This is a genomic window from Streptomyces sp. NPDC101110, from assembly GCF_044759525.1.
Classification (GTDB): Bacteria; Actinomycetota; Actinomycetes; order Streptomycetales; family Streptomycetaceae; genus Streptomyces.
Window position 1 is genome coordinate 103,632 of sequence record NZ_JBIVZM010000008.1, and the last position, 20,181, is coordinate 123,812.

General features: G+C 72.2%; 18 protein-coding genes. 12 read left to right on the forward strand and 6 right to left on the reverse strand.

The window, feature by feature from the left end; translation table 11 throughout:
* Positions 1-102: 102 nt before the first annotated feature.
* The 5 genes from ACIQU3_RS20385 to ACIQU3_RS20405 all read left to right on the forward strand — a co-directional run bounded on the left by ACIQU3_RS20385 (position 103) and on the right by ACIQU3_RS20405 (position 5,962).
* Positions 103-1,344 carry an extracellular solute-binding protein gene (locus tag ACIQU3_RS20385; RefSeq protein ID WP_403926886.1) on the forward strand — a complete coding sequence of 414 codons (1,242 nt, stop codon included), beginning with the start codon at positions 103-105 and terminating at the stop codon, positions 1,342-1,344.
* A gap of 10 nt (positions 1,345-1,354) precedes the next feature.
* A complete protein-coding gene (locus ACIQU3_RS20390) occupies positions 1,355-2,338 on the forward strand; it encodes a carbohydrate ABC transporter permease (protein ID WP_403926888.1) in 984 nt (327 codons plus the stop codon).
* Positions 2,335-3,153 (forward strand): carbohydrate ABC transporter permease, encoded by an 819-nt coding sequence (locus ACIQU3_RS20395; RefSeq protein ID WP_403926891.1) that lies wholly within the window; start codon positions 2,335-2,337, stop codon positions 3,151-3,153. The genes ACIQU3_RS20390 and ACIQU3_RS20395 overlap by 4 nt, the downstream gene beginning before the upstream one ends.
* 33 nt (positions 3,154-3,186) lie before the next feature.
* Entirely contained in the window at positions 3,187-4,929 is a 1,743-nt protein-coding gene (locus tag ACIQU3_RS20400) for an amylo-alpha-1,6-glucosidase (RefSeq protein ID WP_403926893.1), read from the forward strand.
* Positions 4,930-5,254: 325 nt separating this feature from the next.
* Entirely contained in the window at positions 5,255-5,962 is a 708-nt protein-coding gene (locus ACIQU3_RS20405; protein WP_403730836.1) for a GNAT family N-acetyltransferase, read from the forward strand.
* Positions 5,963-6,161: 199 nt separating this feature from the next.
* On the opposite strand, the gene ACIQU3_RS20410 is transcribed toward ACIQU3_RS20405, so the two are convergent.
* From ACIQU3_RS20410 to ACIQU3_RS20420, 3 genes are read right to left on the reverse strand one after another with little or no spacing between them, the layout of a single operon-like run.
* Entirely contained in the window at positions 6,162-6,434 is a 273-nt protein-coding gene (locus ACIQU3_RS20410; protein ID WP_403730838.1) for a hypothetical protein, read from the reverse strand.
* Positions 6,431-6,997 carry a SigE family RNA polymerase sigma factor gene (locus ACIQU3_RS20415; RefSeq protein WP_403730841.1) on the reverse strand — a complete coding sequence of 189 codons (567 nt, stop codon included), beginning with the start codon at positions 6,995-6,997 and terminating at the stop codon, positions 6,431-6,433. The genes ACIQU3_RS20410 and ACIQU3_RS20415 overlap by 4 nt, the downstream gene beginning before the upstream one ends.
* A complete protein-coding gene (locus ACIQU3_RS20420; RefSeq protein ID WP_403926895.1) occupies positions 6,994-8,535 on the reverse strand; it encodes a sodium:solute symporter in 1,542 nt (513 codons plus the stop codon). Before ACIQU3_RS20420 ends, ACIQU3_RS20415 begins: the two co-directional genes overlap by 4 nt.
* Before the next feature lie 225 nt (positions 8,536-8,760).
* Between ACIQU3_RS20420 and ACIQU3_RS20425 the strand changes: the two genes are divergently transcribed.
* Positions 8,761-10,950 (forward strand): carbon starvation CstA family protein, encoded by a 2,190-nt coding sequence (locus tag ACIQU3_RS20425; protein WP_403926898.1) that lies wholly within the window; start codon positions 8,761-8,763, stop codon positions 10,948-10,950.
* Positions 10,947-11,132: a YbdD/YjiX family protein gene (locus tag ACIQU3_RS20430; RefSeq protein ID WP_403730850.1), complete on the forward strand. Its 186-nt coding sequence runs from the start codon at positions 10,947-10,949 to the stop codon at positions 11,130-11,132. Before ACIQU3_RS20425 ends, ACIQU3_RS20430 begins: the two co-directional genes overlap by 4 nt.
* Before the next feature lie 10 nt (positions 11,133-11,142).
* On the opposite strand, the gene ACIQU3_RS20435 is transcribed toward ACIQU3_RS20430, so the two are convergent.
* Complete coding sequence (locus ACIQU3_RS20435) at positions 11,143-11,745, reverse strand: acetoacetate decarboxylase family protein (RefSeq protein WP_403730855.1); 603 nt, start codon at positions 11,743-11,745, stop codon at positions 11,143-11,145.
* Between the two features lie 566 nt (positions 11,746-12,311).
* Complete coding sequence (locus ACIQU3_RS20440) at positions 12,312-12,680, reverse strand: hypothetical protein (RefSeq protein WP_403730860.1); 369 nt, start codon at positions 12,678-12,680, stop codon at positions 12,312-12,314.
* 100 nt (positions 12,681-12,780) lie between these two features.
* Between ACIQU3_RS20440 and sigJ the strand changes: the two genes are divergently transcribed.
* On the forward strand, positions 12,781-13,689 hold the full coding sequence (gene sigJ / locus ACIQU3_RS20445) for an RNA polymerase sigma factor SigJ (RefSeq protein WP_403730863.1): 909 nt from the start codon (positions 12,781-12,783) through the stop codon (positions 13,687-13,689).
* A gap of 278 nt (positions 13,690-13,967) precedes the next feature.
* Here the strand turns inward: sigJ and ACIQU3_RS20450 are convergent, their stop codons facing one another.
* Positions 13,968-15,431: an aldehyde dehydrogenase family protein gene (locus tag ACIQU3_RS20450; protein WP_403730866.1), complete on the reverse strand. Its 1,464-nt coding sequence runs from the start codon at positions 15,429-15,431 to the stop codon at positions 13,968-13,970.
* A 151-nt stretch (positions 15,432-15,582) separates the two neighbouring features.
* Between ACIQU3_RS20450 and ACIQU3_RS20455 the strand changes: the two genes are divergently transcribed.
* From ACIQU3_RS20455 to ACIQU3_RS20470, 4 genes are all read left to right on the forward strand, one after another.
* Positions 15,583-17,991 (forward strand): SpoIIE family protein phosphatase, encoded by a 2,409-nt coding sequence (locus ACIQU3_RS20455; RefSeq protein ID WP_403926901.1) that lies wholly within the window; start codon positions 15,583-15,585, stop codon positions 17,989-17,991.
* Positions 17,992-18,303: 312 nt separating this feature from the next.
* Complete coding sequence (locus tag ACIQU3_RS20460) at positions 18,304-18,774, forward strand: hypothetical protein (RefSeq protein WP_403926904.1); 471 nt, start codon at positions 18,304-18,306, stop codon at positions 18,772-18,774.
* The gene (locus ACIQU3_RS20465; RefSeq protein WP_403730878.1) at positions 18,771-19,619 is read left to right on the forward strand and encodes a hypothetical protein; all 849 of its coding nucleotides are present in this window, start codon (positions 18,771-18,773) and stop codon (positions 19,617-19,619) included. Before ACIQU3_RS20460 ends, ACIQU3_RS20465 begins: the two co-directional genes overlap by 4 nt.
* Positions 19,620-19,657: 38 nt before the next feature.
* Positions 19,658-20,179: a roadblock/LC7 domain-containing protein gene (locus ACIQU3_RS20470; RefSeq protein WP_403926907.1), complete on the forward strand. Its 522-nt coding sequence runs from the start codon at positions 19,658-19,660 to the stop codon at positions 20,177-20,179.
* Positions 20,180-20,181: the final 2 nt, after the last annotated feature.

The window sequence follows — 20,181 nt, forward strand, 5'->3', positions numbered from 1 at the left end:
TCCCTCTCCGAGCACACCCCCTTACCGCCTCCCTCCGGTGTGCCCGCTTCCCCCCATCGCCCCCGCCACGGCACCCCTGTGCCCAGAACGAAGGAACCAGCGATGCACAGCTCCTCCAGACGGCGCCTCGCCGCAGTGGCCGTGTCGACCGTCCTCGCCGCGGCCGGCACCGCCTGCTCCGCCGGCTCGGGCAGCACCGACACCAAGGGCGCGGACAGCGGCACCTACACCATCTGGGACCCCTACCCGCAGTTCTCCAAGGGCTCGGCCTGGGTGAAGCTGCTGGACGCCTGCGGCGACAAGGCCGGTGTGAAGGTCAAGCGGACCGGCTTCGACACCAGCGACCTCGCCAACAAGACGCTGCTCGCGGCCCAGCAGGGCAACTCCCCGGACGTGCTCATCGTCGACAATCCCGTGGTGTCGACCCTGGCCGAGGCGGGCGTGCTCACCACGACCGACGAGAACAAGCTCGACACCTCCGCCGTGGACGCCAACCTCCTCGCGGCCGGACAGTCGGACGGCAAGACCTACGGCACCCCCATCGGGGCCAACACCCTCGCGCTCTACTACAACAAGAAGGTCCTCGAGGAGGCCGGTGTCGACATCGCCTCCGTCAAGGACTGGAAGTCGCTGACGGCGGCGCTCTCCAAGGTCGACAAGGCGGGCAAGAAGGGCATCACCTTCTCCGCGATCGGCACCGAGGAGGGCAGCTTCCAGTTCCTGCCGTGGTTCTGGGGCTCCGGCGCGAAGCTGACGGAGCTCGACTCCCCCCAGGCCGTATCCGCTCTGTCCCTGTGGAAGAACTGGCTGGACAAGGGCTACGCCCCCAACTCCGTCCTCAACAACACCCAGACCACCAGCTGGCAGGAGTTCGCGAGCGGCGACTACGCCTTCGCCGAGAACAGCACCTGGCAGCTCGCGGCCGCCAAGAAGGCCGGCTTCGACTTCGGTGTCCTGCCCGTCCCGGCCACCGGCAAAGGCGACGCCGCGGCCCCGACGGGCGGCGAGTTCGTCACCGTCCCCGTCCAGAGCGACACCGCCCGCTACGCCACCACGGGCAAGCTCACGGCATGCCTGACCAGCTCGACGAACCTGTACGACACCGACACCACCCTGTCCTACGTCGCCCCCACCGAAGAGGTCCGGAAGAAGCAGGTGGCGGCCGACCCCGCGCTGAAGCCGTGGGTCGACGCGGTCAAGGCGGCCAAGGGCCGCACCAGCGACGACCTGGGCACCAGGTACCCCAAGATCTCCGAGCAGATGTGGAAGGCGGTGCAGTCCGCACTGAGCGGGTCCAAGTCGCCCGAGGACGCCCTGACGTCCGCTCAGGGCGCGGCCGAGTGACGGCGGACCGATGAAGCAGACCCTCCAACCACCGGACCACCGCTCCATGCGGGTCCGGAGCGGCGCGGCCCACGCCGCGCAGCCCCCGGACCGCGCCCCGCGCAACCGCCGGCCCGCCTCCCCGCAGTGGGCCGCCTGGGCCTTCCTCACCCCGGTGACCCTCTACCTCGCCCTCTTCTACGCCTATCCGCTGTACCGCAACCTCGACCTGAGCCTGCGCAACTACACCGTCCGTTCCTTCGTCCAGGGCGACGCCCCGTTCACCGGCCTGGAGAACTACCGGAAGGTCTTCGACGACCCGACCTTCGCCCCGGCCCTGCTCCACACCGTGGTCTTCACCGGCGTGTGCCTGGCCTTCCAGTACGCCATCGGGCTGGCCCTCGCGGTCTTCTTCAACCAGCACTTCCGACTCTCGGCGACCCTTCGGGCGCTGTTCCTCGTCCCGTGGCTGCTGCCGCTGATCGTGTCGGCCTCGACCTGGTCGTGGATGTTCAACAGCGACTCCGGCATCGTCAACGCGGCGCTGCACGCCGTCGGCCTCGACGCCGTCAACTGGCTCACGTCACCGTCCTGGTCGCTCACCTCGGTGATCATCGCGAACGTCTGGATCGGCGTGCCGTTCAACCTGGTCGTGCTCTACAGCGGCCTGCAGTCCATCCCCTCCGGTCTGTACGAGGCAGCCGCCCTGGACGGGGCGGGTGCCTGGCGCCGCTTCTGGAGCATCACCTTCCCGCTGCTGCGTCCCGTGTCCGCCATCACGCTGCTCCTCGGACTCGTCTACACGCTCAAGGTCTTCGACATCATCTGGATCATGACCAAGGGAGGCCCGGCGGACGCCTCCACGACCTTCGCCACCTGGTCCTACCGGCTCGGCTTCGGCAACCTGCTGCCCGCCTTCGGCCCGGGCGCGGCCGTGGGCAACCTGCTCGTGGTGGCCGCCCTGGCGTTCGGCCTCGTCTACATGAGGGCCCAGCGAAAGCAGGCGTACTCATGAAAAGCCCGCGCACTCCGGGAAAGACGGCCGTCGGTGTCCTGCTGACCGCGATCATGCTCTTCCCGGTCTACTGGATGCTGAACGTGTCCCTCACCCGCGACCAGGACATGCGCAAGTCACCGCCCCACCTGTTCCCCGTCCACGGCACTCTGGCCGGCTACCGCACCGTCCTCGACGAGCAGTTGCCCTACCTGGGCACCAGCCTGGTCATCGGCCTGGGCACCGTCGTCCTCACCGTCGCCCTGTCCGCTCCCGCCGGCTACGCCCTGGCCAAACTGCGGCCGCGTGGCGGGGGAGTGCTGAGCTTCCTCCTCCTCGCCGCGCAGATGATCCCCGGCATCATCATGGCGATGGGCTTCTACGCCATCTACCTGCAACTGGGCCTGCTCCAGTCCGTCCCCGGGCTGATCGTCGCCGACTCGACCCTGGCCGTCCCCTTCGCGGTGCTGATCTTCACCGCTTTCATGTCCGGCATCCCCGGTGAACTGCTCCAGGCGGCCCGGACGGACGGCGCCGGCCCGGTGCGCACCTTCTGGTCGATCGTCCTGCCCATGAGCCGCAATGCCGTGGTGACGGTGTCGCTCTTCGCCTTCCTGTGGTCCTGGTCCGACTTCGTCTTCGCCGGCACCCTCGTCAACGGAGGGGCGCACGAGCCGATCACCCTCGGCATCTACCACTACATCGGCAACAACAACCAGGAGTGGAACGCCATCATGGCCACCGCCGTCGTGGCCTCGCTGCCCGCCGCGGTCATCCTCGTCCTGGCCCAGCGTTACGTCGCCGCCGGCGTGACGGCCGGCGCGGTCAAGGACTGACCTTCCCCCTGCTCGAGAAACGAGTGACACCTCATGACCGCCAGCCGTTCCGGCCCGGCCTTCTCCGTCCACGACATCCCGTTCAGCACCCACGGATCCTGGTTCGGCATCTCGCCCGTGGTGGCGGAGAAGACGTACGCCGAGGATCTGCACCTCGTCTCCCACCAGAACGGCATGCACGCCGTGCTGAGCCTCACCCCGCTGCACCCGGTGACGGGCGACCGGGCCGAGACCCGGGTGGAGGCTAGACCGGGCCTGCTCAGCTGGATCGGCGCGGACGGGCGCGTCGACCTCGCCTACGAGTCGCCGGACACCGTGCGACTGCGGGGACACGGCCTGGGGATGGCCGTACGGGCGGCCGCACGGACCCTGACGCCGTTCAGCGGCAGCTACTTCTTCCACGACGCCGCCGCCGGGGCCCACGTGTTCACGTCCTACGAGACGGGACGCCGGTACCGGGTCACCGCCCTGTTCGGCGGCCTCGACGCGACCGGCGCCCAGACACTGGGCAGCGCCGAGCGGGGTGTCGCCACCGCCGCCGGGCCCGACGGGACCTGGGAGACGGCGATCGAGGAACTCGGCACCGCCCGCCCGCCCTACACGTCCACAGCGGACTTCGCCGGCGTCGCGGCAGCCGCGCAGGGCTCGTTCGCCGCGTTCGTGGACGCGGTGGCCCCCTGGCGTTCGTCCGCCACCCCGGCCGCGGAACTGGCCGCCTACGTCGTCTGGTCGGCCACCGTGAACCCGACCGGTCTGGTCACCCGGCCCGCGGTGCTGATGTCCAAGCACTGGATGGACAAGGTGTGGAGCTGGGACCACTGCTTCAACGCCCTCGCCCTGGCGCCCGGTTGCCCGGAACTGGCCCGGGACCAGTTCGCCCTGCCCTTCGACCACCAGGACGGCAGCGGCGCCCTCCCCGACTCGGTGACCCACTCCGAGGTCCTGCACAACTTCGTCAAACCGCCGATCCACGGCTGGGCCTACGGTCACCTGCGCCGCCGCCTGCCTGAGCCTCCCGACCCGGCCGAACTGAGCGAGGTCTACCGCCGGCTGGAACGCTGGACGAACTTCTGGCTCACCGCCCGCCGCGCCCCGGGCTCCGCCTTCCCGCACTACCAGCACGGCAACGACAGCGGCTGGGACAACGCCACCACCTTCGACCCCGAGCGGGTGGTCGAGACCGCCGACCTGTCCGCCTTCCTCGTCCTCCAGTTCCGTGAACTGGCCGAGCTGGCGACGGAACTGGGTCTGGCGGACGAGGCCCGCGGCTGGGTGCGTGCCGCCGAGGAGACCCGGACGAGCCTGCTGGACCAGCTCTGGAGGGGCGACCGGTTCGTCACCCGGGGAGTGGGCACGGGGGACACCTGGAGCAGCTCAAGTCTCCTCGACCTGATGCCCATCGTGCTCGGCGAGCATCTCCCTCCCCATGTCAGCGGCGCCCTGGCCGACCACATCAAGGCCCACCTGACCCCGTACGGCCTCGCCACCGAACTGCCGACGTCACCCCGCTACCTCGACGACGGCTACTGGCGCGGTCCCATCTGGGCTCCCGCCACCGTCCTCATCGAGGACGGCCTGCGCAGGGCCGGCCACCACCGCCTGGCGGACGACATCAGCACCCGCTTCCGCGCCCTGTGCGAAGCCCACGGCTTCGCCGAGAACTTCGACGCCCTCGTCGGGACGGGCCTGCGCGACCGGGCCTACACCTGGACCGCAAGCAGCTACCTCCTCCTCGCGGAGGCGCACGCACTCAGGGGCGACCCCGACCTGACGTGAACCTGTGCGGCCGCGCTCAGGGCCGGGCGAGACGCGCGACCCGGTCGTGGAGGGTACCCGGCGGCCGCGCTCAGGGCCGGGCGAGACGTGCCACCCGCTCGTGGAGGCGCTGCACGTGGTCCTCGGACTCCGGCTTCATCAGGACGCTGCGCAGGATGCGGGCGCCGTCGGCGTCGCCGGTGACGTTCGGGTGGCGTGCGGCGCCTGTCGCCGGTAGCGCCCGGATGCGGTCGCGACGCGCTGATTAGCATGGCTGCCGACATCCGACGGTCGCGTCGGCCCGCCGGCCGACCGGCTGCGGCAGGACATGGAAGGGCGCAGCACGATGACGGGTCTCAGCGACGCCGCCGCACTCGACGACCCGGTGGGCGAGTCGCTCCGCGGGCACCACGCGCATCTCGCCCGTCGGCTCGGCGGTGCCGCCACCTATGCACCCGGAGTCGCGACGTTCTCCGCGGTGCCCGCCGAGCCGGACGCGGCGGCCTGGCACGACCTGGCCAAGCTGCTCGGACCGGGCGAGTTCGCGGACATGTTCAGCTGCCCGGCGACACCGCCGCCGGACTGGGAACCGGTCTTCGTCCTCGAGGGCCGCCAGATGGTCTGGGCCGGCGGCAGTGTCCCGGACCCGTCACCTGAGGGCTCCGGGACCGGCGTGGTCCGGCTCGGTGCCGGGGACGTGCCCGAGATGCTCGACCTCGTCGAGCGGACCCGGCCGGGGCCCTTCCAGCCGCGCACGCACGAACTCGGCACCTACCTCGGCATCCGCGACGGCGGGACCCTGGTGGCGATGGTGGGGGAGCGGCTGCGGCCTCCCGGTTGGACGGAGATCAGCGCCGTCTGCACCGCGCCCGAGGCGCGCGGCCGGGGCCACGCCGTCCGCCTGCTGGGCGCGCACATCGCGAGGGTCGTCGCTCGCGGTGACCGTCCCTTCCTGCACGTGGCCGAGGCGAACACCGGGGCGCTCGCCCTCTACGAACGGCTCGGCTTCGAGACCCGCAAGCACGTGACGTTCCGCGGGTTCCGCACCCCGTGAACCGACCGGCCACCCGGGCGAGATGTGTCAGAACCGCGGGGACGTTCCTGACCCGCCCGGTGACCCGCAACCGCGCCTCCTGCGGTTCGACACCGACGGGACGGTCCGGGGTCGGGTGTCCGGGAGTGCCGCCCCGGCGGGTGGGGCTGTCACACTGTCCCACTGCCCGGTGCGGCAGGGCCGTCGTGGGCCTGTCCGCCTACCCCGTGCCGGCCCGGGTGCCCGGGAGGCCCGAGAAGATCACTCCCGGATGGGACGGCGCCTCGTTCAGCACCCACAGGCCGATCAGTGTGGCCAACGCGAACACGACGGTCACGAGCACGGCGAGGACCAGTCGGCGACGACGTTCGCGGCGCAGCCACTCACCACGTGCCGTGCGATAGGCGTCCGGCGCGGCGCGCACCCCGCCGGCGAGGGCGGCCAGGGCTTCGGTCAGCTCCCGCTCCGTGCGGTCCGGGTCGGTGTGGTTCATCGCCGGGCCTCCATCGCCTGGGTCAGTGCGGCGAGGCCGCGTGCGGTGTGCGTCTTCACCGAACCGGAGGAGATGCCCATCGCGGCGGCGATCTCGCCCTCCTTCAGCCCGAGCCAGTGCCGCAGGACGAGGGCCTCGCGCTGCCGGGCCGGCAGCTGTTGCAGCGCGTCGATCAGGACGCGCTGGTCGTCACGGAGCAACGCCGCGCTCTCGGCGGAGACGACGGTCTCCTCGGGTGGGTTCTCCGTGTGCTTGCGGGCGACCTGGAGGTGCCGGATGCGCATCCGGGTCAGGTTGCACACCGTGGAGCGCAGATACGCCTCCGCCGCCGCGGTGTCCCGCAGGCGCCGCCACTTCCGGTAGATCTGGTAGTACGCCTCGGCCACCACGTTCTCCGGATCATCCGCGCCCAGTAGCACGGCCAGGCGCAGCATCGAGGCGTAGTGCAACTCGAAGAGACCGGCCAGTCCGGCCTCTCGCTCCACCTCCGCCGGGTCGGCCGGCGCGGGCGTCAGCGCCTCGACGCCCTGCTCCGGCACCGGTATCGGATGTCTGTGTCTCACTGCTGGTTCGCTCCCGTCTCCGGACGCCGCCCGAGGGTCAGGCGGGACGGCAGGTCGGTCAGATCGGCGCCGCGTGGGACGCCGAGACGTTCGAGTACGGCGGTGCCCGCCACCGCGACGATCAGGTTGAGCACGAGCGCGGCGAGGCCGGCGTAGATCTCCGGCGGCCCCGAGCCGAAGCCCACGATGGAGGAGAACCCCTCGCGGACGACCAGGAACGTCCCGGCCGCCATGCCCACGCCCCACCCGGCGAGCAGCGCCCGGGGATGCAGCCGTCCGGTGTACAGGCCGACGGCGACGGCCGGGAAGATCTGCAGGATCCAGACCCCGCCGAGCAACTGGAGGTTGATCGCGTCCTGGTCGCGCAGCCCGATCACGAAGGCGACGGCCCCGGCCTTGGCGATGAGCGAGACGGCCTTGGCGATGCGGACCTGCCGCTTGGGGGTGGCCGTGGGGTGCACGTACTCGACGTACACGTTGCGGACGAAGCTGGTGGCGGCCGCGATCGACATCACCGCCGCCGGGACCAGCGCCCCGACGGTGATCGCGCCGAACACCAGCCCGGCCAGCGGGCCCGGCATCAACCGGTCGACCAGCATGGGCACGGCCGCCTCGGCTGCGCCGTCCGGGGCCCGCACCCCGGCGGCGAGCGCCGCGAAACCGAGGACGCCGAAGAGCGCGAGCAGCGCCGTCCAGGCGGGCAGCGCCACCGAGACCTTGCGCAGGGTGCGCGGCCCGTCGGCGGCGAAGCCCGCCGTCAGCACGTGCGGGTACATCAGCAGGGCGAGCGCGGAACCCAGCCCGAGGGTGGCGTAGGCGGGCTGCTGGGCCGGGGTGAGGACCAGCGCCCGGTCGCCGAGCTGCCCGGCCGCCCCCTCGAAGACGGCACCCGGACCGCCCAGCCGCTCCAGGACCAGCCAGGTCACCGCGGTGAGCGACACGAAGACGGCCACCGCCTTGAGCGCCGAGATGACGGTGGGCGCGCGCAGCCCGTGCCGGTACGTGGCCACGGCGAGTCCCGCGAACAGCGCCACCGTCACCAGGTCACCGGCCGCCCCGCGCGGATACACCCCGCCGGCCGTCAGCACGGCGCGGATGCCGAGCAGTTGCAGCGCCAGGTAGGGCATGGTGGCGAGGATCCCGGTCAGCGCCACGACCAGCGCGACGGGCGCGGACCCGTACCGGCCGCGGACGAAGTCGGCGACGGTGACGTAGCCGTGCGCCCGGGCCACGGTCCACAGACGGCCGAGCAGCACGAAGGCCAGCGGACAGACGATCACCGTGTACGGCACGGCGAAGAAGGCCGCCGCGCCGTTGCCGTAGGCGAGGCCCGGCACGGCGGTGAAGGTGTACGCGGTGAAGATCGTGCCGCCCAGCAGGAACCAGGTCCACACCGGCCCCAGACTGCGGTCCGCCAGCGCCCAGCCCTCCAGGGACGGCAGCCGGTCGCTGGGACGCAGGCGCCGCGCGGTCACGGCGAGCAGCGACGCTCCGCCGATCACCGCGAGGAACGTCGCGGTCATGGTGCCGTCGGCCATGGGTCACCGTCCTTGGTGTGCCTGATTCCTCACGGGGGAGTTGCGCGGTGACCCCGATCGGAGGACACGGAACCGGCGGGAAATGTCATGGACTTTCGCTGTCAACCGGTTCCGGCGGGTGGGCAACTCTTGCACAGACCGACAGCGGACGGGAGAGCCGCCGTCGCTGATCTCCGGGCGCCCCGTGACACGAGGCGCCCCGCACCGCCCCGGTGAGGAGCCGCCATGCCTGTGTCCACCCTGTCCGAAACCGACCCGTCGGCGCCCGAAAGGTCGCGTATGTCACTCCGGTCCGTCCTGCTGTGGGCCGGTGTGGCCCTGCTGGGTGCCGTCGCCTGGGGCGTCCTCGCGCTGGCCCGTGGCGAGAAGATCTCCGCGGTCTGGCTCGTCGTCGCCGCGCTCGGCTCGTACGCCATCGCCTACCGCTTCTACTCCCGCTTCATCGCCCGCCGCGTCCTGCGCCCGGACGACCGCAGGGCCACTCCCGCCGAACGCCTGGAGGACGGCGTCGACTTCCAGCCGACCGACCGCAGGGTGCTGCTCGGCCACCACTTCGCCGCGATCGCCGGCGCCGGTCCGCTGGTCGGCCCGGTCCTCGCGGCGCAGATGGGCTATCTGCCGGGAACGCTGTGGATCGTGGCCGGGGTGATCTTCGCCGGGGCGGTCCAGGACATGGTGGTGCTGTTCCTGTCGATGCGCCGGGACGGCAGGTCGCTCGGGCAGCTGGCCCGCGAGGAGATCGGCCGGGCGGGCGGGATCGCCGCCTTGGTCGCGGTCTTCGCCATCATGATCATCCTGCTCGGGGTGCTGGCCCTGGTGGTCGTGAACGCGCTGGCCCACTCCCCGTGGGGCACGTTCTCCGTCGCGATGACGATCCCCATCGCCCTGTTCATGGGCTTGTGGATGCACCGCGTCCGCCCCGGCCGGGTCGTCGAGACCAGTCTCATCGGCGTCGCCCTGCTCCTCCTCGCCATCGTCGGCGGCGGCTGGGTGCAGAACTCCTCCCTGGCCGACACCTTCACCCTCAGCCCCACCACCCTCGTCTTCTGCCTGGTCGGCTACGGCTTCGTCGCCTCCGTGCTGCCGGTGTGGATGCTGCTGGCACCGCGCGACTACCTCTCCACCTTCATGAAGATCGGCACCATCGCGCTGCTCGCGGTCGGCGTGATCGTGGCCGCGCCCGTGCTCAGGGCGGACGCGGTGACCGACTTCGCGACGTCGGGAACGGGCCCCGTCTTCGCCGGGTCGCTGTTCCCCTTCCTCTTCATCACGATCGCCTGTGGCGCGCTGTCCGGCTTCCACGCCCTGGTCTCCTCGGGCACGACCCCGAAGCTGATCCAGAAGGAGTCGCAGGTCCGGCTGATCGGCTACGGCGCGATGCTGATGGAGTCGTTCGTCGCGATCATGGCCCTGATCGCCGCGGCGACGCTGGAACCGGGCCTGTACTACGCCATGAACGCCCCGGCGGGCCTGCTCGGCGCGACGGCCGAGTCCGCCTCCCACGCGGTCGCGGGCCTCGGCTTCACCATCACACCGGATCAGCTCACCCAGGCCGCGAAGGCCGTCGAGGAACAGACGCTGATCGCCCGCTCCGGCGGTGCGCCCACCCTGGCCGTGGGCATGTCCGAGATCTTCTCCGGGGTCTTCGGCGGCACGGCGATGAAGGCCTTCTGGTACCACTTCGCCATCATGTTCGAGGCGCTGTTCATCCTGACCACCGTGGACGCCGGCACCCGCGTCGGGCGCTTCATGCTCCAGGACATGCTCGGCAACGTCTTCAAGCCGCTCGGCCGGGTCAACTGGAAGCCCGGCATCTGGTTGTGCAGCGGCCTGGTGGTCGCCGCCTGGGGCTATTTCCTCTACACCGGCGCCACCGACCCCCTGGGCGGAATCAACCAGCTCTTCCCCCTCTTCGGTATCGCCAACCAGCTCCTCGCCGCCATCGCCCTCGCCGTCTGCACCACGATCCTGGTCAAGTCCGGCCGTCTGCGCTGGGCCTGGGTCACCGGTGTCCCGCTCGTCTGGGTCACCGCGATCACCTTCACCGCCGGCTGGCAGAAGATCTTCTCCACCGACCCGAAGATCGGTTTCTTCGCCCAACGGGCGCACTACGCCGAAGCTCTGGACGCCGGTCAGGTCCTCGCCCCCGCCAAAAAGTCCGCCGACATGCACACCGTGGTCACCAACTCCACCGTGGACGGCGTCCTCATCGCCCTCTTCCTGCTCCTGGTCGCGGTGGTGATCGGCAACGCGGCGGTGGTCTGCGTACGCGCGATACGGTCCGCGACGCCGCTGCCGACGACCGAGGCCCCGTACGTGGAGTCCCGTATCGACACGTCGGGCAGCCCCGTCGAGCCCTTGACCGGGGCTGGGGCCGGGGCCGGGGCCGGTGGCGGAGCCGGAGCACGCTCGTGATCCGGCGCTGGGTACGGGCCGTGCGCTGGTACCTGCGCGAGCTGACCGGTGAGGCCGAGTACGACCGTCACTGCGAGCGGCACCGGCGCCACCACCCGCTCGCCCCGGTCCCGACCCGCCGCGAGTACCAGGTGCTGCGCCTGAGGCAGCAGGAGACCCGCACCCACAGCCGCTGCTGCTGAGCGGTGCGCGTCACGCGTGGCCGGCATCGGCCGGGCCGCCCACGACGCCGCGGAAGTCACGCAGTGCGAGGGAGAGGAACGGCCGGTGCCGTCCGAGGACGGACAGGGAGGCCCCGGGTGCGGTCGTGACGCGGCCGCGGCCCAGGGCCGGTCGTCCCGTGATCCGCATGGGGACACGGCACGGCGAGCCGTCGGACAACTGCTGGACCAGGTGGGCTCGGGCGGGCAGCCGGAAGGGCAGCCGCAGTACGTCCCGGTACGCGAGGCGGACCGCCGCAATCCCGGGAGCGGCCAGCTCGCCCCGGGCGCCCCGGCTGTCCGCCCGGACCGTGACCGTGCCCAGCTCTTTCGGAATGCCCCACAGCGCGCGTCCCCCGGCGAGGGACCGTTCGTCGTCGACCCAGGCGGACACGGCGCAGGCGTTGAGGCGGTGACCCTGACGCACGGCCAGGGCGATGAGGAACTCACGGTAGGCGAGGACGCCACCGGGCCGGTAGTCGACCCAGAACGTGACCACGGTGGCACGGCGCCGCACGATCCACGGGCGGGCTCCGGGCGGCAGCCGCCAGGACGGCAGATCGCCCACGGGGACGCGCCACAGTGAGACGATCATGTCACCGGTGAGGTGCCACGGAGAGGGCGGAAAGGGGAGGTCTGCTCGTTCCACGCTGTGCTGACCGGCTTCCTCGGCTCGGACTCGTGAAGCCGATTGTTCCACTCCGGAGGGACCGGGGCGGGCTCGCGCGGCCGGAGCCCGACTCAGCCCTGCCGCTCTCCCGCGCGCACCAAGCCGGTGGGCAGTTCCCTTCCCTCACTCCAGGCAGCACGGGCCGGCAGGGAGCGCGGCCTCCCGCCCTCCAGGAACCGGTGTCCTGCGAGGTGGAGCTGTTGCCGAAGGCGCCAAGCCCGGCTCCCCAGGGGGAACAACATGCCGACCAGATCAGGACGACGGCGAGCCGGTGGCGATCACACCAGCGGGCTGGAACAAACATGACGGGGCCTTTCGGGGGACTGCGCGAAGGTGCGGGCCGACGATCACGGCCCACCAGAACGCTCGCAGTTCCCCGGTCTCCCGTCGTTGGCCGGACGCAGACACTTTCGTCCACTGCGATCACTGCAGACGCCGATCCGCTTGCCCCGACTCCCCGCCGGCCGGGCCGATTCGGATCCCGGCGGACCTCAGCGCCGGGCCAGCGCCAGCACGCTCAGGCCGAACATCAGCACGCCCAGGGGGAGATGGAGCGACGGGACGTGCGCGATGCCGAGCACGACCTGGAGCGAGGCGAGCGCGAGGAAACCCGACGCGTGCCAGACCGGGCGGGGCGAGCCGCCGCCCGGCTTCCACGCCAGCACCGCCGCGAGCACGTACAACATCGACGCCCCGTACATCACCCGCGCCCCGGCACTGTGCAGCGTCTCCCCGTAGGACGAGGTCAGCAGCAATCCGGCGGAGACCGCCTGGAGGAAGATGGTCAGGGTCTGCAGGGCGATCGCGATCTGCAGGAACGCGGCACCACGCCGTGCCGTCGCCGTCACCTGAGTAGCCATGTCACAGTCCTCTCTTCCGCCCCGGGGCGAGAGATCGATAAGGTCTCGACAGCCCGACGACGCGGGGCTGCGAAAGGTGAGGCGAGGGGGACGCCACGCCATGGGGACGGTCGGCACGAGCACGGACGGCACAGCCGGTGAGCAACGCCAACTGCTCAATGTCGCCTACCGGTTGCTCGGCTCTGTCACCGAGGCCGAGGACGCCGTGCAGGATGCCTACGCACGCTGGTACGCGCTGCCGCGAAGCCGACGGGAGGAGATCCTGTCCCCCGGGGCCTGGCTGACGACGGTGACCAGCCGCATCTGCCTGGACGTACTCGGATCGGCCCGGGCCCGCCGGGAACGCTATGTCGGCGCGTGGCTGCCCGAGCCACTTCCCGATCGCGCCGAGTGGGGCCCCGCGGACGGCTCCGGCCCCGCGGACCCCGCCGACCGGATCGTCCTGGACGAGTCGGTCTCCGTGGCCTTCCTCGTCGTCCTGGAGACGATGACGCCCGCCGAGCGGGTGGCGTTGGTCCTGCACGACGTCTTCCGCTACCCGTTCGCCGAGATCGCCGACGTCCTCGGCCGAACTCCCGCCGCCTGCAAGCAGCTTGCGGCTTCCGCCCGGCGGCGGGTGAGCGCCGCCCCCTCCCAGCGGACCGCGCCCGGACGCGCCGACGTGGTGAGGCACGTCAAGGAGGCGTGGGAGAGCAAGGACATCGCCGCGCTCGTCCGCCTCCTCGACCCGGCCGCCGTGATGACCGCCGACGGCGGCGGCAAGGCCGGTGCCGCGCTGCGCCCCGTCGAGGGCGGCGCGCGCATCGCCCAGTACATGGTCGCCATCGCCGACCGGGCGCCGGGGCTCGAACTCCTGGAGCGGTCGGTCAACGGCACGCCGGGCCTGGTGGCCCGGCGCGCCGGTGTCGTCATGACAGTGGCCTCGTTCGCCGTCTCCGACGGCCGCGTCACCCGAATCTGGGCGGTCCGCAACCCGGAGAAACTACGACCGTGGGGGCGGGGGGCGTAGGCCCGACCGCCAGTTGCGCGAAGCCGTGGGCGGCCCCGCGGCCGGCCGTCGCTCCGGGGTTCCGCAGGGGCACGGCACGGGCTCGGGAAGTCCACGTCGGCGCGCCGGCCTGCGGAGCTCGACCCACCGTCCGGACCCTGAGCGTCCGGTGGATCACGCGCGGGTCCAGCCCCGAGGAGCGACGGTGCGCAGGACCGGCGGCTGGTCCGGGACACCCGGCGCGGCGGCTCATGAAGCGCCCGAACAGGGCGAACCGGGTGGTCCCGCCCCGGGCGGGGTCACACCGGCCCCGGCGCCGTCATCCAGCGCCACTGCGTGAACTGCTCCAGACTGGCGGTGCCGCCGATGCGGGAGGCGTTGCCCGAGACCCCCATGCCACCGAAGGGCGCGTTCGCGGCGTCCTTGGCGGACACGTCGTTGATGTGGACCATGCCCGTGCGCAACCGCTGCGCGAGAGCCGTGGCCCGGGGCACGGACCGGGAGTGGACGGCGGCGCTCAGTCCGTACGCCGTGTCATTGGCGATCTCCACGGCCTGGGCCTCGCCGCGGAACGGGACGACGGGGGCGACAGGTCCGAAGATCTCCTCGCGGTAGGCCGGCATGGACCGTTCGACGCGGTCCAGCACGGTGGGCGGGTAGAACAACCCGGCACGCCTGCCTCCGGCCAGGACACGTGCGCCGGCGGCCACGCTCTCGTCCACGATCCGCTCGATCCGGGCCGCCTGCCGCTCGCTGATGACCGGGCCGAGCGCCACGCCCTCGTCCCGCGGATCGCCGACCGGCAGCGCCTTCGCCTGCCGTACGAGCGCCTCGGTGTACTCCTCGACGAGGTCCGCGTGGACGACATGGCGTCCGGCCGCGACACAGGCCTGGCCCTGGTAGCCGAACGCACTCATGGCCCCGGCCGCGGCGGCCGCCTCCACGTCCGCGTCCTCCAGGACGACGATCGAGTTCTTGCCGCCCAGTTCCAGGGACACCCGCTTGAGCCCTTCGCCGGCGATCCGGGCCACCTCCCGCCCCGCCTCGGTGGAGCCGGTGAACGAGACCATCGCGACCTGCGGGTCGGCGGCGACCGCGCGCCCGGTCGCCGCGTCGCCCGGCAGGACGTGCAGTACGCCTTCGGGCAGCCCGGCCTCCGCGAACAGCTGCGCCACCAGGACGCCGCCCGTCACGGGGGTGAGCGGGTCGGGCTTGAGCAGCGCGGTGTTGCCGAGGGCCAGCGCCGGCGCCAGCGCCCGCATCGCGAACAGCAGCGGCGCGTTCCACGGGGTGATGACCCCCACGACCCCCAGCGGGACCCGCCACGCCAGACTCGTCCCGCCCGGAACCTGCGGCGAGAGGACCTCGCCCGGGGGTTGTGAGGCGAGCCCGACCGCGTGCCGCAGCTGAGCGAGACCGGCGGCGATCTCGTAGTCGCCCTTGGCCGGGACGCCCCCTGTCTCCCGGACGATCCATGCGCGGACCGCTCCGCTGTGCTCACCCAGGGCGCGAGCGGCGCGCATCAGCAGGTCGGAGCGGTCGGACGCCGGGGTCGCCGCCCATTCCGGTGCGGCCCGCGCGGCCCGGGTCCCCGCCCGCTCGACATCCGCCGCGCAGGCCAGACCCACCTCCGCCAGCGGCTCACCGGTGGCCGGTTCGACGACCAGCCGGGTGCCGCCCCCGGCGGTCCGCCAGCCCTCGCTGTAGATCTTCCCGGTCCACTCGGCCGCGTCCGGCCAGATCCGCTCGCCGTCGACAGGCATGATCACGACCTCCGCCCCTGGTCGGGCTGGTGCGCACGCTGCTCACCAGCCTCTCCGGCCATTCAACTGGCACAGGAGATATCTGTCATTCTTGGGGCATATCGGAACGAAGTAGTAAGGATGCCTAGTGGGTGAGGCGGGTTGAGGCTCCATGGCGAGATCTGCGTCCGTCCCGGGCGAGGGCAGCGGGGCACCGCCCGACGACCTCGTCGACGAGGCCGCCACCGCGAGGGCCGTCGTGGACGAGCGCGGCGTCGTCACACAGTGGAGCGAAGGAGCACGCAGGCTGCTGGGCTACCCGGCCTCCGAAGTGATCGGCCGGCCGGGTGCGGCGCTGCTCGCCGACGAGGTCCCGCCCGCCGTCCTGAGTTCCCTGCTCACGCTCCCCAGATGGAGCGGAGCGGTGACGCTCCTGCACCGCGAGGGCCACCCCCTCACCGTGAACCTCCTCGCCCACCTCCGGCAGCACGACGGCGCCCGCAGCGAGTGGCTGCTGCTCACGGCAGCCGGCCGCCTCGGGACGAGCCCCGAGGACGACGCGTTCCTCAGGAGGAGCTTCACCCAGTCCACCTGCACGACCGCCCTGTACGACACCGGCCTGCGGCTGGTCCGGGCCAATGCCGACATGGAACGGGTGATCGGCCTGCCCGAGGAGGCGATGCGGGGACTGCGGGTCTCGGAGATCGTGCACCATCCGCAGGCCGACCGCACCGAGCAGGCCATGCGTCGAGCGCTGGACACCGGCGAGCGGCAGGACCTCCAGGTCTCCCTGCAGCTCGCGGGCCACGAGCGCCCGAGCGTGTGGACCGTCTCCCTCGCCCCGGTCCGGGCGGACGACGGCCGGACGCAGGGGGTGCTGCTCTCGGCGCACGACATGACCGAACAGCACCTGGCGCGACAGCGGCTGGCCCTGGTCAACGAGGCGAGTCTGCGCATCGGCAGCACGCTCGACCTGGTCCGCACCGCGCAGGAACTCGCCGACGTGGCGGTGCCGGGGCTCGCCGACTTCGTCACCGTCGACCTGCTGCCCTCCATCGACGACGGCGAGGACCCGCCCACCGGTTCCCCCAGAGGCCCCGTGCGGCTGCGCCGCGTGGCCCACCAGTCGGTCCTCGAAGGCTGCCCCGAGGCCGTCGTGCCGAACGGGACCGTGGCCGTCTACCCGGACAAGTCGACGGCGGCCGAGTGCCTGGCGCTCGGCCGACCGCTGATCCAGCAGATCACGGGCGAGGCCATGGAGCACGTCCTGCGCCAGACCCCCGAGCGGGGCGACCGGATGCGGCGGTTCGGTTTCCACTCGGTGCTGGCCGTGCCCATGCGGGCACGCGGCCTCACGCTGGGGGTGGCCACCTTCTCGCGCCACCGGAACCCGGAGCCCTTCGAACAGGACGACCTGCTGCTCGGCCAGGAGATCACCGACCGGGCCGGCCTCTGCATCGACAACGCCCGCCGGTTCACCCGGGAGCGCGCCACCTCGCTCACCCTGCAGAGCAGCCTCCTGCCCCAACGGCTGCCCGAGCAGTCCGCCCTCGAGATCGCCTCCCGGTACCTGCCCGCCAGCACCCAGGCCGGGGTGGGCGGCGACTGGTTCGACGTGATCCCGCTGTCCGGCGCCCGCGTCGCACTGGTCGTCGGCGACGTCGTCGGCCACGGCATCCAGGCCTCGGCCACCATGGGACGGCTGCGGACCGCCGTCCGGACCCTGGCCGACGTCGACCTTCCCCCCGACGAGCTGCTCACCCACCTGGACGACCTGGTCGGTCACCTGGCCGCGGGGGCCGACGGCACCGGCGACATCGGGGCCACCTGTCTGTACGCCGTCTACGACCCGGTCTCCCGCCGCTGCTCCCTGGCACGCGCGGGGCACCCCGTCCCGGCGCTCCTCACCCCGGACGGGCAGGTCGAGTTCCTCGACGTCCCCGCGGGACTTCCCCTGGGGCTCGGCGGTCTGCCGTTCGAGGCCGTCGAACGGGAGCTGCCCGAGGGGAGCGTGCTGGCGCTGTACACCGACGGCCTCGTCGAGACGGGGTCCCGTGACATCGAGGAAGGCATGGACACCCTGCTCCGCACGCTGCGGAGCTCCGACAGCTCTCTGGAGGGCACCTGCGACGCGGTGCTGGGGACCATGCTCACCGAGCGGCCCGGCGACGACGTGGCCCTGCTCGTGGCCCGCACCCGTGCCCTGGACACCTTCCACGTGGCCTCCTGGGACGTGCCCCCCGATACGGCCGCGGTCGCCGTGGCACGCAGGAACGCCTGCCGGAAACTGGCCGAATGGGGCCTGGACGCCTGCGCGTTCGTCACCGAGCTGGTGGTCAGCGAGCTGGTCACCAACGCCATCCGGCACGCCGGACCCCCCATCGAACTGAGGCTGATCTACGACCGTTCCCTCATCTGCGAGGTGTCGGACGGCAGTACCACCGCCCCGCACATGCGGCGGGCCCGCACCTACGACGAGGGCGGCCGCGGCCTGCTCCTCGTGGCCCAGACGTGCCAGAGCTGGGGTGCCCGGCACACGAGCGACGGAAAGGTCATCTGGGCGGAGCAGCCGCTGCCGTGACGCAGCGACAGGTCACCCGCCTCACGCCGCCCCGCCCGGGCCGCCGTCCCGGGCCCTTCGCTGACGTGGGGAACGGTGCCGGAGAGTGTACGTACCGGGCCGCGGCCCGCCGCGCATCGCCGGTCCGTATCGATGCGGTATCGCACCACAACAGGACAGGTCCTGCACATTTCGGATCGATCTCATCGCGCCCGTGCCCGCTCCACTGCACATTCATTTGGAAAATGCCAAAGCGTTCACCTGCGCAGAGCACATTCCGTAGTGTCGTGCTCACGTTCGCGGGAACTGCCGTGCAGGGGGAGGGGATTCGGCGTGCCCGGAATCGACGAGAGTCTGCTGGAAGCCATGCGCTTGCCAGGTGCTCGAGGGGCGTCGGTGGTCGACTGGATCAGTGGTCTTGCGCTGGGCGCGGTGGGTGACGCACCCGGTGGTGATGTCGAGGCGACGGCGGCGGAAACCGCCGAACTCGCCCGTCTCGCCACCGAGAGCGGCGCCCTCGCCCTGACCGGCACGGCCCCGGGCGGACCGTCCGGTGACGACGCGATCGCGCCGTCCGGCCGAGACCCCGGTGACCCCGGTGGCGCCGACGGGCCGTCCGGCAAGGAACCCCCCGTACAGGACCTGATCATCACGAACGCCGACTCGTACCACCTGCTCAGGTTCGTCACGACGACGTTCGACAGCACCGTGTTCGTGCACCTGTGGCTCGACCGCAGCGAGGGAAACCTGGCCCTGGCCCGCATCCGGCTGGCCGAGATGACGGACCGGCTGGTACTCGGATGACCGCACCGACCCGGGCCCTGCCCACGGACGAGCCCGCCTCGGCCCTGCTGGGCACACTGGCCGCACAAGGCGCCACCGGCGCCCTGTCCACCGCGTCGGGAATCGTCTACCTGGCCGAGGGACGCGTCGTCCACGTCGAATCCGCCGTCACCCCGGACCTCGGCGATCTGCTCACCCACAGCGGTGCGCTCGCCGCGGACGGCTGGTGGGAGGCGATCGACCAGGCCGGACGCCGCTGCCGCGTCGGGCGGCAACTAGTGGACAGCGGACACCTCGCCGCCGGCGCCCTGGAACTGTGCCACCTGGGCGCCCTCTTCGACGCGGCGTACTTTCTCCTCGCCCATGACGGACCGGCGCTCCGGTTCCGGCCCGGAGCCGCGCACTGGCTAGGTGCGGTCCGTTCCGTCCCGGTGGACACCGTCCTGCGCGAGTCCAGACGCCGTCGCGAACTGCTGCACCGCATATGGCCCGAACCCGCCGTCGACCGCGCGCCCCTCGCCCGCGTGCCCGGCTCGGGCGCGGCCGACCTGCCGGCCCGCCGCGGCCGGACTCTCGCCCAGGTCGACGGCGTCCGCACCGCCGCCCAGATCGCCACGGCCCTGGCCTGCCGCACCTTCCACACCCTCGTCGAACTCCGCCGCCTCGCCGCCGCCGGGCTGGTGGCGCCCGTGGCCCCCCTCGTCCCCGTCCCGGCCTCGCCCCCTTCCCCGACCCCGGTCGAGGCCCCAGCCCCCGCCCCCGCTCCCGTGTCCGCCGAACCGGGCCCCCCTCCTCGTCCCACCGCACCGGACGAGCCCGAGACCGCACTGCTGCGACGGCTCCTGCACGCCTTGGAGGCACTGTGATCCGCGCGCGAAGGCAGCGTGCCGAAAGGAGACTGCTCATGGTCGTCGAGACCGACGTCCTGGACGAACTGCGGCGGCTGCGCACCCGCATACCCCGGCTGACAGGATCACTCGCGGCCACCGTCGACGGACTCGTCCTCGCCCACGACGTGCCGGACGCCGAACCGGAGGGCCTCGCCGCGCTCACCGCCGCCGCCCTCGGCGTCGCCTACCGCATGACCGACGCGGCCTCGCGGGGCGACTTCCGCGAACTGCTGGTGCGGGGCTCAAGGGGCTACGTCGCGACCTACGCCGCCGGAACGACCGCCGTCCTGACGCTCCTCGCCGAGGACCGCGTCAACGTCGGCCGTCTCCACCTCGAAGGCCGGCGCAGCGGTGCCCGGATCGCCGACCTGCTGGCCACGCGCGTCGGCCCCGGCACCGGCCGCCACGCCGACCGGCCGGTGCCCGAGGAGCACCTCGCCACGGTGCCCCCGGCCACGGACCGTCCCATCGGCACCCTCCCCGTCCGCACGCCACAGCGGCCCACGCACCAGCCGCGTCCCCAGACCGGCAGCTGAGC

Coding starts and splice junctions, on each gene's coding strand:
- ACIQU3_RS20425 (WP_403926898.1), top strand. CDS start 8,761: ATGCCTGTGTCCACCCTGTCCGAAACCGACCCGTCGGCGCCCGAAAGG.
- ACIQU3_RS20450 (WP_403730866.1), bottom strand. CDS start 15,431: ATGCCTGTCGACGGCGAGCGGATCTGGCCGGACGCGGCCGAGTGGACC.
- ACIQU3_RS20385 (WP_403926886.1), top strand. CDS start 103: ATGCACAGCTCCTCCAGACGGCGCCTCGCCGCAGTGGCCGTGTCGACC.
- ACIQU3_RS20410 (WP_403730838.1), bottom strand. CDS start 6,434: ATGAACCACACCGACCCGGACCGCACGGAGCGGGAGCTGACCGAAGCC.
- ACIQU3_RS20465 (WP_403730878.1), top strand. CDS start 18,771: ATGACCGCACCGACCCGGGCCCTGCCCACGGACGAGCCCGCCTCGGCC.
- ACIQU3_RS20400 (WP_403926893.1), top strand. CDS start 3,187: ATGACCGCCAGCCGTTCCGGCCCGGCCTTCTCCGTCCACGACATCCCG.
- ACIQU3_RS20440 (WP_403730860.1), bottom strand. CDS start 12,680: ATGGCTACTCAGGTGACGGCGACGGCACGGCGTGGTGCCGCGTTCCTG.
- ACIQU3_RS20455 (WP_403926901.1), top strand. CDS start 15,583: ATGGCGAGATCTGCGTCCGTCCCGGGCGAGGGCAGCGGGGCACCGCCC.
- ACIQU3_RS20405 (WP_403730836.1), top strand. CDS start 5,255: ATGACGGGTCTCAGCGACGCCGCCGCACTCGACGACCCGGTGGGCGAG.
- ACIQU3_RS20435 (WP_403730855.1), bottom strand. CDS start 11,745: ATGATCGTCTCACTGTGGCGCGTCCCCGTGGGCGATCTGCCGTCCTGG.
- ACIQU3_RS20395 (WP_403926891.1), top strand. CDS start 2,335: ATGAAAAGCCCGCGCACTCCGGGAAAGACGGCCGTCGGTGTCCTGCTG.
- ACIQU3_RS20390 (WP_403926888.1), top strand. CDS start 1,355: ATGAAGCAGACCCTCCAACCACCGGACCACCGCTCCATGCGGGTCCGG.
- sigJ (WP_403730863.1), top strand. CDS start 12,781: ATGGGGACGGTCGGCACGAGCACGGACGGCACAGCCGGTGAGCAACGC.
- ACIQU3_RS20420 (WP_403926895.1), bottom strand. CDS start 8,535: ATGGCCGACGGCACCATGACCGCGACGTTCCTCGCGGTGATCGGCGGA.
- ACIQU3_RS20470 (WP_403926907.1), top strand. CDS start 19,658: ATGGTCGTCGAGACCGACGTCCTGGACGAACTGCGGCGGCTGCGCACC.